General features: G+C 64.6%; 8 protein-coding genes. 7 read left to right on the top strand and 1 reads right to left on the bottom strand.

Annotated elements, in window-relative coordinates:
- Positions 1 to 3: 3 nt before the first annotated feature.
- A complete protein-coding gene (locus NKI31_RS24400) occupies positions 4 to 2,337 on the bottom strand; it encodes a type VI secretion system Vgr family protein (protein WP_352652766.1) in 2,334 nt (777 codons plus the stop codon).
- A gap of 271 nt (positions 2,338 to 2,608) precedes the next feature.
- Between NKI31_RS24400 and tagH the strand changes: the two genes are divergently transcribed.
- The 7 genes from tagH to NKI31_RS24435 all read left to right on the top strand — a co-directional run bounded on the left by tagH (position 2,609) and on the right by NKI31_RS24435 (position 15,163).
- Complete coding sequence (gene tagH / locus NKI31_RS24405; protein ID WP_023692193.1) at positions 2,609 to 3,631, top strand: type VI secretion system-associated FHA domain protein TagH; 1,023 nt, start codon at positions 2,609 to 2,611, stop codon at positions 3,629 to 3,631.
- 267 nt (positions 3,632 to 3,898) lie between these two features.
- On the top strand, positions 3,899 to 5,434 hold the full coding sequence (tssL, locus tag NKI31_RS24410) for a type VI secretion system protein TssL, long form (protein ID WP_352652767.1): 1,536 nt from the start codon (positions 3,899 to 3,901) through the stop codon (positions 5,432 to 5,434).
- The gene (tssM, locus tag NKI31_RS24415) at positions 5,431 to 8,952 is read left to right on the top strand and encodes a type VI secretion system membrane subunit TssM (protein ID WP_352652768.1); all 3,522 of its coding nucleotides are present in this window, start codon (positions 5,431 to 5,433) and stop codon (positions 8,950 to 8,952) included. Before tssL ends, tssM begins: the two co-directional genes overlap by 4 nt.
- A 157-nt stretch (positions 8,953 to 9,109) precedes the next feature.
- Positions 9,110 to 9,868, top strand: coding sequence for a PP2C family protein-serine/threonine phosphatase (locus tag NKI31_RS24420; RefSeq protein ID WP_023692196.1), 759 nt, complete (start codon positions 9,110 to 9,112; stop codon positions 9,866 to 9,868).
- Complete coding sequence (locus NKI31_RS24425; protein ID WP_352652769.1) at positions 9,865 to 12,297, top strand: serine/threonine-protein kinase; 2,433 nt, start codon at positions 9,865 to 9,867, stop codon at positions 12,295 to 12,297. Before NKI31_RS24420 ends, NKI31_RS24425 begins: the two co-directional genes overlap by 4 nt.
- Before the next feature lie 11 nt (positions 12,298 to 12,308).
- A complete protein-coding gene (locus tag NKI31_RS24430; RefSeq protein ID WP_023667922.1) occupies positions 12,309 to 12,770 on the top strand; it encodes a DUF1036 domain-containing protein in 462 nt (153 codons plus the stop codon).
- On the top strand, positions 12,767 to 15,163 hold the full coding sequence (locus tag NKI31_RS24435; RefSeq protein WP_023704801.1) for a M23 family metallopeptidase: 2,397 nt from the start codon (positions 12,767 to 12,769) through the stop codon (positions 15,161 to 15,163). The genes NKI31_RS24430 and NKI31_RS24435 overlap by 4 nt, the downstream gene beginning before the upstream one ends.
- Positions 15,164 to 15,316 lie beyond the last annotated feature (153 nt).

Raw genomic sequence — 15,316 nt, forward strand, 5'->3', positions numbered from 1 at the left:
CCCTCAATTGTTGTTGATCGTGCTGCCCTTGACGATCACCTCGCCGTCGGCCTTGACGGTGATCTTGCCGCTGCCCTTGAGGGTAATATCCTTCCCATCAGCGACAATGGTGCCATCCTTTTTCATCGTGATCGAGGCCGAACCGCATTTGAGCGTGATCGAGTCGGCCGCCTCGATCATCAGATTCTTGCCGACCTTGATCACACTGTCTTCGGCTATCTGGATTCCGCTGCCTTTGCCGACCTTGAGCGCGTGCCCGCCGCCGACATCGGTTGCGTCGTCCGCAGCGATTTTTGCCGACCTGCCCTTGCCGATCTGCGACGACTGTGCCCCGCCGATGGTGAAACTCTGATCGGCGCCAACATTGACGCTTTGCGCCGCCGCGATGTTCCAGCTATCAGCCGCGCCGATATCGTGGCTCTGCGCAGCACCTACGGTGACCGACCGCGTCGCACCGATCGTGTTCGTCTGCGGACCGCCCACAGTTCGGGTCTCGGATGCTCCGACCGAATCGACCCGGGCCGCGCCAACGGTCACTGTCTGGACGATTGCAACCGTCTGGGTGTGGTTGGCACCTATGGTCTCCGTGGAGTTCGAGCCGATGTTGATCGTCTCATCGACCCCCACCGTCAGTGAGCGGTTCTTGCCCACCGTCTCGGTGTCGTTCGACCCGATATTGGTGGTCTGGTCGACACCGACCTTGACCGTCTTGTTGTTGCCGACGTCCTCGTCGAGGTTGTGGCCGACGGAGTGCTTGGCGTCGTGGTCGATGCGGTCGGACTGGTCGTGCTGCACCGTCTTGTTGCGGTCGTGCTTGATCAGAAGGTGGTGGTCCTTCTGCGCCTGGAAGTTGACCAGTTCGGAGCCGGCCTTGTCCTCGAACATCAGCTCGTTGTAGCCGCCACCGCCCTTGGACGAGTTCGACTTCCAGCCCGACTGCGTGGCGTTGCCGGGCAGTCCGTAGGGCGGCATCTGCGAGGCGTTGTAGACCCTGCCGGTGATGATCGGCAGGTCCGGGTTGCCTTCGATGAAATCGACGATCACTTCCTGGCCGATGCGCGGGATCTGGATGAAGCCCCAGCCGCTGCCGGCCCAGGTCTGCGACACCCGCACGAAGCAGGAGCTCTTCTGGTCCTTCTTGCCGAGGCGGTCCCAGTGGAACTGCACCTTCACCCTGGCATATTTGTCGGTGAAGATCTCCTCGCCGGACGGACCGACCACGGTCGCCGTCTGCGGGCCGCGCATGATCGGCCTTGGTGTGATGCGCGGCGGCCGATAAGCAACTGAGGTCGGCGCCACACCGAGCACCACCTTGAAATTCTCGCCATCGGTGTCGACGCCGGCGCGATAGCCCGGATCGAACAGCCGGTACTCGGCGCTGAGCACCAGATAGTCCTTGTTCTGGTCGTCGCGCGGAAAGCCGTCGAGCTTGAAGGTGCAGCCGGAAAACAGGCCGCGCACCGTGCCGACGGCGGCAATGCGCATATGCGGCGCCTGGATTTCTTCGCGCCTGATCGCCGCCAGGCTGTCGCCGCGCCCGACTTCCAGATGCGCGCCGGGGTGGCGATAGTTCTCGCCCGCGGCCTGCTTGTGGCCGAAGGGCTGCGCCGACTTCGCCATCAAATCGGCGGCGGGTTTTTCGAAGTCATAATCGGTGTGGGCATAGGCGCCGGGGCGCACCGCGCTGCCTGGAATCCAGTCGGTGATGTATTCGACGTCGCGGCGCGAGCCCTGCCCTTCGAACTGATATAGCACCGTCTCATAGCCCGGCGCCGGCTTGAGCTTGCTCATGGCGTCGGCCAGGATCAGTGTGTGCTCACCCTCGGCATGCTCGAAGAAGTACATTATGCCTTCATGCTCGAGCAGCCGCTGCACGAAATCGAGGTCGCTCTCGTCGTACTGCACGCAATATTCGCGCGGCGGATAGGAGCCTTGCAAGCGCTTCTCGAACTTGGCGATGCCGCCATATTTGGAGAAGATCTCCTCCACGATCTCGACGGCAGTCTTGTCCTGGAAAATGCGGCAGTCGGTGGTATTGCCGAGGAACCACAGCCACGGCCTGACAACCGCCTCGTAGTGAGCCAGCCGATCTTCGATGCGGGTAAGGCGAAACTCGGCGATGAGGCCGCTGAACCAGCGCTTGGGGTCGGCCTCGCCTTCGATCGAAACGGCGCCGCCCAGCATCTTCAGCGGGTCGATATCGGCATTGGTCGAAACAAATCCAACGGTGTAGGCAAGGCAGCGGCTGATCTCGTCGCGGCCGACGAGATGCGTAAAGGTCAACAGCTCGGCGCCGACCGGCGTCTGCACAAGCGCGGCGCGTTGTTCACTCGGCATGGGTCGTGCCCCTCCTGAGCGCTAGTGTGGCAGGTTCGAAGCCCTTCTTGTGTTAACGACCTCACGTTCAGGGATATTTCGCAACTTGCCACCCAAGCCATGTTGAGCCTACCACATGTTCTATGGCAGACCAAAGAGGACAAGCGGCAGGCCGTTGCTGTTTGCGCCGCTTTCGCCAGTGTGAAACGCCGCTCTCCCGCTGTGCCCGCAAGCTGCTAGACTGTGGCACATCGGATCAATGGAAACGGCAGCGGTCGACGGTCCATAGCGCATGTTCATCAGTCTGCAGATCAGCAATGTCGATGTCCTGCCTGCCGGGCTGCCGCCCGGCTACGCATCGCGCGACCGCGGCTTCGAGATCGGGCGGGAGAACTGCGCCTGGACCTTGCCCGATCCGGACAAGTTCATCTCCGGCCGACATTGCGAAATCCGCTACGAAGGCGGCGCCTTTTTTCTCCACGACGTCTCGCGCAACGGCACATTCGTCAACGGGTCGAGCCAGCGCCTGACCGGCCCGCATCGGTTGGCGCAAGGTGACCGGCTCCGGATCGGCCGCTATATCGTCTCGGTGTCGATCGATGACGGGAACCCAGCCTTCGGTGGCCATGGTTCGACGCAACGGCAGATGCCCGTTGCCGGATCCTTTCCAGACCATGTCGCATCGCCACGGTCACCGACCGCGCCACCCGCTTCGGTCTCCAGCCGGCCGCAGCAAGCCGACGAGATCCTGCGCGCGATTGCCGCCGGCGCCGGCATTCCGCCAGAGGTGCTTTTGCTGCGCCAACCGCAGGAGGTGGCCGGCGAGATCGGCGCGGTGCTGCGCATCGTCGTCGACGAGCTGGTGTTGCTGTTGAAGGCGCGCGCCGCTGCAAAAGTCCTGGCCAAGACCAGCGACCGGACCATGATCAATTCCGCCGACAACAATCCGCTAAAGTTCGTGCCCGGGACAGACGAAATCCTCGACATCATGTTCGCGCGGCGCAGGGCCGGCTATCTCGATGCCAGGCACAGCATCGAGGACGCCTTTCACGACCTCAAGACGCATGAATTCGCCACCTTCGCCGCCATGCAGGCGGCGCTGTCGCGGCTACTCGACGACCTGTCGCCCGAGGCGATCGCGAAAAAACTGCCGCCATCCTCCTTTGCCTCGAAGAAGACGCGCGCCTGGGACGCGCTGGTCGCGACCTGGCGGGCCAAGGAGGAAGCGCACGAGAACGGCATGCTGGACATATTCCTCACCTATTTCAGCGAAGCCTATGCCAAGGCCGCCAAACAGAAGACCGGCAAGGGCTGAGCCCGCTTGTCGTACCGGCGCGCGCTTCTGAAGACGCCGTGAAGGCCGATCCGGGCCTCGGCTGGCGACCAAAATTGCGCCGGGTTTCCATCGCAACCTTCTGAGACTACGATCACATACGACAATTGAGCACGCGGGTACGGTTGGTCGACCTCGGGGTCTGCGGCACATGTCATGTCACGGCGAGATAGCGTCCTGCGGTCCACGTTCGCGCGGACATGGCGCTGTGCGTCGCGCGGTCGCGCGCGCGTTGGGGCACGATCGACGATGAGCTCCGACGACGACGATCCGACCGGCAAAACCGTCATCCGCCCCAGCCGCCCCAATCCCGGCCGCCCTAATCCCGGCCGCAAGCAAAAGACGGTTCTCGCCCGCGATGCGCCGGCGCCCGACAGTACGGTGATCGCCCCTGCCGCTCTCCGGGAGGCGACCATTTTCGATCCCAACGCCGGCCGCCAGCCGCCACCCGACGTCACGGGGACGGTGATCTACCAGGGTACGCCTTTCACTGAGGCGCCGGCCGATCCGTCAGTTCACGGTTCAGCCGGGACGGCAGGGAAAACGCCGCTGGACGCGCTGCTCGGCGCCAGCGACGGCGTCGACTATGGCGCGGCCAACCCGATCGTTGCTGCCGCGGCGCCCTTGCTGATGCTGCTTGGGCATCTGCGGCTGGTGGCTGTCGAAAGACAGGCCGAGCCGCTGGCGCGGCATGTCGCCGGCCTGATCGAGGATTTCGACCGCAAGATCGCCAGGACCGATACCTCGGAAGAGGATGCGCGCATCGCCAGCTATGTGCTTTGCGAAACCGCGGACGATATCATCGCCAATTTGCCCGGCTCCGGCCGGGATGTGTGGGCGCAGCACGCCATGCTGCAGCGCTTCTTCCAGGTCAAACCCACCGGCGCCGGTTTCTTCCAGGCGCTGAACACGGTGCTGGCGACGCCCGAGCCGCACCGCAATCTCATCGAGCTGATGCATGTCTGCCTGTCGCTTGGCTTCGAAGGCCAGTATCGCGGCCAGCCGCGCGAGGGTCTCGAGCGTGTCCGCCGCGACGTCTACGAGACATCAGCCTATTTCCGCGTCCCCGGTGACGACGACATCTCGCCGCGCTGGCAAGGCCTGTCGCTGACATCAGCGCAAGGCTCCAGGCGGGTTCCGCTCTGGGCCATCGCTTCAGCGATGGCGGCGGTTTTGACCGCGGCCTTTTTCACGTTGCGCGTGCTCATCACCAATGATGGCGAGGCTGTTGCCGGCGAGTTGCTGGCGCTCAATCCGGCGACGCCGGTCACCATCGAGCGCACCGGTTTCGTGCCGCTGACCGAGGAGGTGAAAGTCGTCGCAGCGCCAACGACGATTGCGCAGGTCGATCGCATCCGCACTGCCTTGGCCAAGGAGATCGAAGCCGGCGGCGTCAGCGTCGGCACCAAGGGTGATTTCATCATCGTGGAAATCAGCAACGCCCTGCTGTTCCAGTCGGGACGAGCCGAGGTCAAACCGGAGTTCGAGCCGGTGGCCGCCAGCATCGCGGCGGCTCTCGATGCGGAGCGCGGGCCGATCCGGATCGTCGGCCACACCGACAACGTCAAACCGAAGAAGACCAGCGCCTTCAAATCGAATTTCGACCTCTCCGTCGCACGTGCCCAGTCGGTGGAAAAGATGATCGCAGCGCATTTCAGCGATCCGTCGCGGACAAAGGTCGAGGGCAAGGGCGAGGACGAGCCCATCGCCGACAATGCAACGCCGGAGGGCCGCGCCAAAAACCGCCGTGTCGATGTAATGATCCCGCGGGAGGAGATGCTGTGACCGGCTGGCTGCTGCGCATCTTCAGCGCGCTCGCGCTCGCCGGCTTTGCAGCCGCGGTCTGGTACGCCGGCCCGTTAATCCGCTTTGCCGGCGCCCGGCCGTTGGATCCCATCTTGCTGCGGGCAGCGATCATCGGCATCGTCGTCGGAACGGTGGCGATCATCTATGCAATCCGGTTCTGGCGCAGGCGCAAGGCGCAGAAGGCGCTGGAGGCCGCCATGGCCAGCGCCGAGGATGACGGCAGCGATGCAAAGGTGCTGGAAGCTCGCATGAACGAAGCGGTCGCGACGCTCAGGCAATCGAGCGGCAAGCGCAACTTCCTCTACGACGTGCCCTGGTACATCGTCATCGGCCCGCCGGGCGCCGGCAAGACCACCGCGCTGGTCAATTCCGGCCTAAACTTTCCGCTTGCCGGGTCGGGCCAGGCGCAGCCGGTGGCAGGCGTCGGCGGCACGCGCAATTGCGACTGGTGGTTCACCGACGAGGCGGTGCTGATCGACACGGCCGGGCGCTACACGACGCAGGATTCCCATGCAGGGACCGACAGCAAAAGCTGGCTGGCGTTCCTGTCGCTGCTCAAGCGGCACCGGACGCGCCAGCCGATCAATGGCGTCATCCTGGCGATCAGCCTTGCCGATCTGATGGCGGACAGCGAGCAGGCGGCCCGTGTCGCCGAGATCCGCAGCCGCCTGCAGGAAATCCACGAGGTCCTGAAGGTCCGCTTTCCCGTCTACGTGCTGTTCACCAAGGCCGACCTGGTCTCCGGATTCATGGAATATTTCGGCGGTTTCGACGAAGCACGCCGGCGCAAGGTGTGGGGCGCGACCTTCCAGACCGCCGAGCGCGGCCTGAACATGGTCGCGGAAGCGCCAGCCGAATTCGACGCGCTGGTGAAGCGCCTGACCGAAGAGATGAGCGAGCGGCTGCAGGCGGAGGCCGATCCGGTCGCGCGCATCGCCATTTTCGGCTTCGCCGCGCAGCTCGGTGCGCTGAAAGGCCGGATCGTGAATTTCCTCGAGGGCGTTTTCGAGCCGACGCGCAAGCAGCTGAACGCCCCCCTGCGCGGCCTGTATTTTTCTTCCGGCACGCAGGAAGGCACGCCGATCGACCAGTTGCTGGGCAGCATAGGCCGCAGTTTCGGCAGGAATGCCCAGGCGCATCTTTCCGGCACCGGCAAAAGCTTCTTCCTGCACGATCTGTTGAGCCGCGTCATTTTCGCCGAGTCCGGCTGGGTGTCCTATGACAGGGCGGCCGACAGGCGCGTTGCGATCGCCCGCTACGCCGGCCTGACAGCGATCGCGGCCATAGCGATCGCCGCGCTTGGCGTTCTCGGCCTGAGCTTTACGACCAACAAATCGCTGGTCGCCGCGACCGGCCAGGCGGCAGGCCAATACCGCGCGACAGCCGCGCCGCTGCTGGCCAGCACGACGGTGTCGGATGCCGACCTCGAAACCGTCATCGGTGCGCTAGATGCGCTGCGCGGCCTGCCGGCCGGCTACGATACGAGAGACCAGCCCACCCCGGCCACGGCGACGTTCGGCCTCAGCCAGCGTGAGCGTATCCTTTCGGCCTCCGAGACCGCCTACCGGCAGGGGCTGGAGCGGATGTTCCGCTCGCGCCTGCTGTTCCAGCTCGAACGCACGATCGAGGCCAGGATGGCCGATCCGATGGCGCTGTACGAGCCGTTGAAGATTTACCTGATGCTGGGCGGCAAGGCGCCGAAAGTGGATGACGAGCTGGTCGTCACCTGGCTGAAGCGGGACTGGGAACAGAACCGCTATCCCGGCGCCCACAATCGCGACGGCCGGGCGCAACTGGAGAAGCATTTGCGCGCCATGCTGGCGCTCGACGATGACCAGGATCCCTCGTTCGAACTCAACCGCGCGCTGGTCGAATCCGCCCAGCGCTCGCTCGGCCGCATGAGCCTTGCCGATCGCGCCACCGCTCTCATCCAGTCGGCCACCTATGCGGCGGCGCTGGACGATTTTTCGGTGGCCTCGCAAGCCGGCCCGGAAGCGCCGATGCTGTTCGAGCGCAATGACGGAAACGATCTCGCCGGCCTTCGCGTCCCCGGTCTCTACACCCATGCCGGCTTCGACTTCTATCTGGCGCAACTTGCCAGGAGCGCGCAGGCGCTGGTCGACGATCAATGGGTGATCGGCTCGAGCGGCGAGCAAGGCGGTTTCGACCAGGAATTGCTCAAGCTCGGCCCGGAGCTGCTCGATCGCTATGGCAAGGGCTTTGCGGCGGCGTGGAACGAGGTGCTCGACAGGTTGAAGTTCAAGGCAATGGCCGCCGACAAACCGCAATATCTGGCGCTGTCCGCAGCGGGATCACCGAGTTCGCCGCTGATGCAGCTGTTCGAGGCGATCGCGCGCGAAACAGCTTTGACGCAAGAGCGCAATCCGGCTGCGCCGTCTCAAGACAGCGGCCAGGAAACCGCCGCGCGCGCCAAGGGCCTCGCCCGCATCGGCATCGAGATTGCGGCGCGCAAATCGCAGAGCAGGGCCGGGACCGCCTTTGTCAGCACCCAGAACCAGGATCCCGGCGCCAACATCGAAGCCCAGTTCCGGTCTTTCCAGGCTTTGGTGGCCGGGGCGCCGGGGCAGCGGCCGCTCGACGCCCTGACCCAGAATTTCCGCGAAATCTATCAGAGCGTGCGGCTGGCCGCCGATGTCCCCGCCCAGACGGACCAGGCCAACGCCAATCTGCAGCTGCAGATATCGACTCTACGCGCCAACGCCTCGCGGCTGCCGAAGGCGCTGGCCAGGATGGTGAGCGCGGCGGCGGACGATTTCGAGGGCACCGTCGCCGAAACATCGACCACGCATCTCAACGAGATGCTGGAGGAGACCGTCGGCCGTCCGTGCGAAGAGGTGATTGCCGGGCGCTTTCCATTCGCCCCCGCCGGTACCGACGATGTCGCCATGGCGGATTTTGCCAGATTGTTTTCTCCAGGCGGGGTTCTCGACCGGTTCTTCGCGCAGAACCTGGCGTCGCTGGTCGACATGAGCGGCCAGGACTGGGACTGGAAGCAGGACACCAGGTTCGGCCGCAATCTGGCGAAGTCGACGCTGAAGAACTTTCAGCTCGCGGCACAAATCCGCGCGGCTTTCTTTCCGCTCGGCGGGCCGGTGCCGTCGATCAACATCACCTTCACGCCGCTGTCGCTGCATGGCGATGCCGACATGGCGCTGCTCAATATCGACGGCCAGGTGCTGCAGGCCACCCAAGCCGGCAACACGCCGGGCCTGATTCCGTGGCCGGGCAAGACCGGTTCGGCCAGTCTCAGCCTGACGCCGGAGCTGCCCGGCCGCGAGTCCGCAATCAAGTTCGACGGTCCCTGGGCGTTGAAACGATTGCTGGACAAGGGGCAGGTCACCGCCAATGGCGACAGTCTCGAAGCGCATTTCCTCATCGGCGGGCGCGATGTCGCCTACACGATCAAGACCGGGGAGGACGGTAATCCGTTCACGCTGCCGGCGCTCTCCGCGTTCAGCTGTCCGAAGGCTTTCTGATGGGGAATTGCATGGCAGGACCAGCGATTGCAGGACGCAGAGACAGCGGCGGCACCACACCGTCCGTCATCAGCGGCTTAGATTTCGATACTCTAATGAATGGGGCTGTGGCAGACTGGCCAGGCACGTCAGCCAAGGCGTTGCGGAGCGTAGGCAAGTGAACGATGCCGCCTTTGAGAGCTACGGCGTGAGCCACAAGGGCTGCGTGCGCGACCACAATGAGGACAGCTTTCTGGTCGAGCCGCGGATCGGCCTCTGGGTGGTGGCCGACGGCATGGGCGGGCACGAGGCCGGAGAAGTCGCTTCGGCAAGCATTGTCGAGCATCTGGCGACGATCGGCATCGCCAGTTCGGCGCCGGATCTGCGCGCCCGCTTTGAGGATCGGCTGAACCGGGCGCATGCCGAGATCCGCCGGATTTCGCGCTCACGCGGCGTGACCATCGGCTCCACCGTTGCCGCACTGCTGGCCATGGACGGCAGGTTCGCCTGCCTGTGGTCGGGCGACAGCCGCGTCTATCTCGTGCGCAACGCCGCGATCTCGCAGATTTCGCGCGACCACACCGAGGTCCAGGAACTGCTCGACAGCGGCGCGATCAGCGCGGCCGAAGCGGAGAACTGGCCGCGCCGCAACGTCATCACCCGCGCCATCGGCGTCAACGACGAAATCGCCATCGACTTCCAGCAGGGAGAGACCCTTGCCGGCGACATTTTCATCCTCAGCACGGACGGCCTGACGGCGCATGTCAGTGACGCGGAGATTGCGGCTGCAGTGCTCTCGGCAGCGCCGCAGGCTGCCTGCGAAAAGCTGCTTTCCATGGTGCTTGAGCGCGGCGGCACGGACAACGTCACCATCGTTCTGGTCAAGATCAGAGACAAAGGCAATGGCCTGTCCCGAGCAGAAGGCCGTGACCGATGAGCTCCGACGACAAGACCCGGCTATTGCCCAACATGGCGGATACCAGCGTCGGCACGCAGCTCAGCGGCATCTACGAGCTCGACGAACGCATCGCGTCGGGCGGCATGGGCGAAGTCTATCGCGGCCACAACATCCAGACCGGCGATCATGTCGCGATCAAGATCGTGCTGCCGGAATTCGCCCGCGATCAGACGATCCTGTCGCTGTTTCGCAAGGAAGCCTCGATCCTCAACCATCTGTCGCATGACGCGGTCGTGCGCTACCACGTCTTCACCATAGATCCCGGCATCGGGCGGCCCTATCTGGCGATGGAATTCGTCGACGGCCAGTCGCTGTACGACGTCATGCGCGGCGGGGCGATGGCGACTCCGGATGTGCGCAAACTGTGCCACCGGCTGGCCTCGGGCCTGAGCGCCGTGCACCAGGCCGGCGCCATCCACCGCGATCTGTCGCCCGACAACATCATCCTGCCGGGCGGCCGGGTCGAGCGGGCAAAGATCATCGATTTCGGCATTGCGCGATCGGCCGCGGTCGGTGGCGAGACGCTGATCGGCGGCAAGTTTGCCGGAAAATACAATTACGTCTCCCCCGAGCAGCTCGGGCTCTATGGCGGCGAGGTCAGCGAACAGTCCGACATCTACAGCCTGGGGCTGGTGCTGGCGGCGGCGCTGCGCGGCAAGCCGATCGATATGGGCGGCTCGCAATACGAGATCGTCGAAAAACGGCGGACCGTCCCTGATCTCTCCGGCATCGATGCCGATTTCAGGGACATTGTCGAAGCGATGCTGCAGCCTGACCCGGATGATCGACCGGCCAGCATGGCCGAAATCGCCCGGTTGACGCGCGACGACAGCGACGCAACCTTGCCGCCGGCATCGCTCGCGCCCCGGCCCGGTCTGCCGCGAACCGGGCAGACCGCAGGGCCTGTCTCGAAGGTCGGGGACTCGCCGGCCCAAGGCTTCGGTTCGGCCCCGCCAAGCGGCACGGCGGAGCCGTCTTTCGTGCCGCACGTGCGCCCGGCGCACCTGTCGCAGCCGAAACCGGCTGCTGAAACTCCCAGACGAGCAAGCACACCGCCGAAGCGTGCTACTACAGGCAGAAATCTGACGATCGCGGTGCTGTCGGCGGTGGCCGTGGTATCGCTTGGAGGGCTCTATGCATCGGGTATCGTGGGATTCGGAGACCGGCCTCGCGTCACCGACACCGGCAAGCCGCTCCAACCCGAACTGACAAAGCCGATCGTCGCTGACAAGCCCGTTCCGGACACTGCGCCGGTCGAGAAGACGGTGCCAAAGCCGCAACCAGCGGAGACTGCGGCTGAAGATCAGGCCAAAGCGCCGGTCGAGCCGCAGCCGACGCCACCAGTCGCGTCGAGCGCTACGGCCCCGCTGCCGGCCGCACCAATCGACAAGACCGTCGCGCTGCAACCGCCATCCGGCCCGTCACAGTCCGATGCCGCGAAGAACCCCGAGCCTGTCAGTCCGCCGGTAGAGCCCAAGGCGACAGCGCCGGCCACGCAAACACCTGAACCAACGGCCGAGGCACCCACGCCCACAGCACCGGCGCCGCAACCCACCGCTCAACCGCCCGAGCCCAAGGCGCAGGCGCCTGAACCGACCGCGCAGGCGCCCAAGCCGGACACGCTGGCCCCCAAGCCGGACACGCAGGCGCCTGAAACGACCGCAGAGCCCAACCCAAGCCGGCCCAACATCGCCAGCGGCGAGCAGGCCGACAAGTCCGCAGAGCCCGACATTGCCATGAACGTGCCCAAGCCGGAGGTGCCGCCACCGGCCGATGCGGCCGCGGAGCGGGTCACCTGGGTACGCGCCTTCAATGGTGGTGATTGTTTTTTTGCGACGGTGACGTCGGCCGCCGACAAGGGCGTCGCGATCGAGGGCTTCGGCACGTCGGTGCCACCCTTCGAACAGTTGCTTGGGGAATTCCAGGCGAAGTTCCATGTCGAGCCGGATATCAGCGTCCGCCTTATCCAGCCCCCGCAATGCGGGATCACCGGCTTCCTGCGTTTCATGGGCGCGAGCACGGCCGACAGGCCGCAGCTTGTCCTCGACCAGACATCGGTGCCGGACGGCTCGCCGATCGACGGCACGCTGATGACGCATGGCGGGCTGGTGTCGAGCGTGTTCCTGATCGACCACAGGGGCATCGCCTTCAACCTCGACGATCATGTTGTCGTACAAGCCGACAAGGCGACCTTCTCGATCCCGATCGGGCTCGGCGCCGCCGACAAGGCGGCAGGCAAGGCGTTGCCGCAGATCATCATGGTGATCACCGGGCCGCAGGACATTAAGGCGGCGGACTTCACAACGCCGACGCCGGCCTCGGTGCTGTTGCCCAGGATACTCGACGAGATCGGCGCCAGGAGTTCGGCATTTTCGGCGACCGCCAAATATTTCCGCCTCGGCGGCTAGCACCGACGCCGATGCAACGTCGTCGCCGAGATCCCGTCCTGCTTGCCCGGAACGTGCGGGTGAAGCTCGCCGCGAGCGCGGTCGCGACGCTGTTGCTGGCGCTTCTTTCCACCGGGCAAGCGCGCGCCGAATTCACCGTCTGCAACCAGACGCTCGATGTCGTCAATCTTGCCGTCGGCCAAAAGGTCGACGATGCCGACCAGACCGATGGCTGGTGGACCATCGGCGCCAATCAATGCGTCAACGTCATCCGCGAGGAGCTGACCAACCGCTACATCTACATCTACGCGACGGATGTGTTCGGCCACGCCATTCTGGCAGGCTCCACCGACATGTGCATCGAGCGGCGGCGGTTCTCGATCCGCGGCATCGATGAATGCTGGCAGCGCGGCCATATCGCGGCGAAGTTTCTCGAAGTCGACACCCAGGAACAGGTGCGCTGGACCTTCTTCCTGACCGGAAGCGCGCCGTGACGCACAGCATCGACACCAGCTTCAAAGCAAAGAAGCAGGCGCGCGCCGCGCTGCGCAGGCGCAGGATCTGGCTCGGGCTGGCGGCTGGCCTGGCGACAATCGTCCTCGCCGCGATTGCCACCGGCTTCTATCTTACCGCCGACTACTGGTCGTTCGGCGACGAGGACGAGGAACTGCATGCCGTCGAAGGCTCGGACGACGTGCCGGCCGACGCATCGGTCTACGTGCCGGCCATCATCGACCTTGCCGGCGACCCGATGTGGATCACACTGGCGCCGGAGGCCGGCGCCGCGAAGAGCAGCGGGATGCCGCGCCCGGCGGAGCTCGACCAGGCCGGTATCTCCCCTCAGATCATGGTTCTCTCCGACGTGATGCTGAGCGCCAGCGAAAAATTCATGACGACGATCCCCTCGACGCAAGAGGATTTCGCTTTCTTTCAGGCGCAGCGGAAGACCGCGGTCGCGCCACCCGCCGAACCCAGCGATCCGCAGAATGACCTGCAGAACGATCTTCAACCATCGCCCGGCGCGGACGGGGCTCCGGCGGCCTCCGGCCCAGCTCCTGACCCGCAAGCCGCTCCGGGTGCATCGGCGGCGGCCGATGACCCCGAGGCCGGCTGGGGCGAGACCATCGATGAGGGCGAAGCAGCACTCCCCGCCTTTCAGAAGACACCGGTCGAAAACAACACCAGCGTTGCCACCGTCAGCTCGGAATACCAGCGCTTCGAGGCGACCCAGGACATTTTCGTGAAAATCCTCAACGACCGCAGCCTGGACAGCGTGGCGCTCGATGCGCATTTTTCCGCCGACGACGCAAAGCTTGCCGGCGAGGCGCTGAAGGCGCTGTTCGACAAGGACGGCCTGCAGCCTGGTTATGTCGTGGCGATGCGCGGCTTCAGGCCGACGCGCGAGACCACGACGATGTCGCTGATGCAGGTCTCGATCTATGCCAGGAACGTCTTTGTCGGCACGCTGACACGCAACGCGGCCGGTGCCTTCGTGTCGGGCGTCGACCCGTGGGTGCGCGAGGACCTGTTCAATTATTCGGGCGCCGAGACCGAAGGCACGCAGAAACGGCAATACCGCCTGCTCGACGCGATCTATTCGACGGCGGCCCGCAACAATGTGCCGAGCGGCATCATCGGCGAAGCCATCATGTATCTGTCGCGGGGACAGGATCTGGATGCTTTCGCCAGCGAGGACCAGCGTCTTGTGCTGATCTATTCGCAGACGCCGCGCGGCAAGAACGAGACCGACGGACGGGTGCTCTATGTCGGTATCCAAGGCACGCAAAAGAGCTTGGATTGTTTCGTTTTCCAGCAGAGCGACGGCCAGTTTTCCTGCGTCTCGGGCGATGACCAGGTGCGCTCGCTGACGGTGGCCAACGGCATGGTGACGCCGGTCAACGGTGTCATGACGTCGACCTTCGGGCCGCGCAAGCATCCGATCCTGGGCGTTGTTCGCATCCACAAGGGCGTCGACTGGGCAGCACCCGTGGGGACCCCGATCGCAGCAGCCTTCGACGGCGAGATCATCTTCCAGGGCGACGGCGGCGGCTACGGCAATGTGGTCAAGATCGCCCATGGCGGCGGCCGCGAGACGCGCTACGCGCATATGTCGAAATTCGCCATTGCCAGCGGTGTCGGCACCAAGGTGAAGGCCGGCGACATTATCGGCTATATCGGCACCACCGGCCTGTCGACCGGGCCACATTTGCATTTCGAACTCTATCAGAGCGGTCAGGCGATCGATCCGCTCGGAACAGTGACCGCTGCAATCGCCGTCACTTCCAGCGATCCCGCCGTCGAAACGCTGACCGACCGTATCGTCCACGTCGAATCGGGCGGTAGCGCGCGGGCCAAGAACCCGCTGTCTTCGGCGACAGGCGCCGGCCAGTTCATATCCAAGACCTGGATCCGGATGATGAACACCTATCGTCCCGAACTGGCGCGCTCGCTGTCGACCGCAGACCTGCTCGCTTTGCGCTACGACGCCACCATCTCGCGTGAGATGGTGCGCAATCTGGCGCGCGAGGGCGAAGCCTATCTCAAGGCGCGTGGCCACCAGATCACCGCCGGCCGGCTCTATCTCTGCCATTTCCTCGGTATGGAAGGCGCCCATCAGGTGCTGGCGTCGCCGGGATCGGCGCAGTTGAGCGCCGTGCTCGGCTCGTCCGTTATCCAGGCCAACCCGTTTCTTGCCGGCAAGACCGCCAGCTACGTCGTCGACTGGGCGGAACGGAAGATGGGCCGCAAATTGCCGACGCCCGCCACCACCGATGCGGGCCAGCAGACGACGACGGAAGTCCGCCAGACATCGCCGGAGTTCGAAAAATACAAGCAGGCGATAACGGCACTGGTCGGCTCGATCCAAAATACTCTTGAGCCGGGCTAGAGCTGGCAGTTCGCCCCGGCTTTCGCCAAGCCGATTGGTTCTGAGGCCGGCGAATGGTATGTTTGCGGATATTTGGGAAGGTTTTTGGGTCCTTGTGAACCAAAACTGTGGCTGGGATCACATACGCCCAACAGCCATTTTGGCAGAAGCGAT

The sequence above is a fragment of the Mesorhizobium sp. M0659 genome (assembly GCF_040320605.1).
GTDB lineage: Bacteria > Pseudomonadota > Alphaproteobacteria > Rhizobiales > Rhizobiaceae > Mesorhizobium.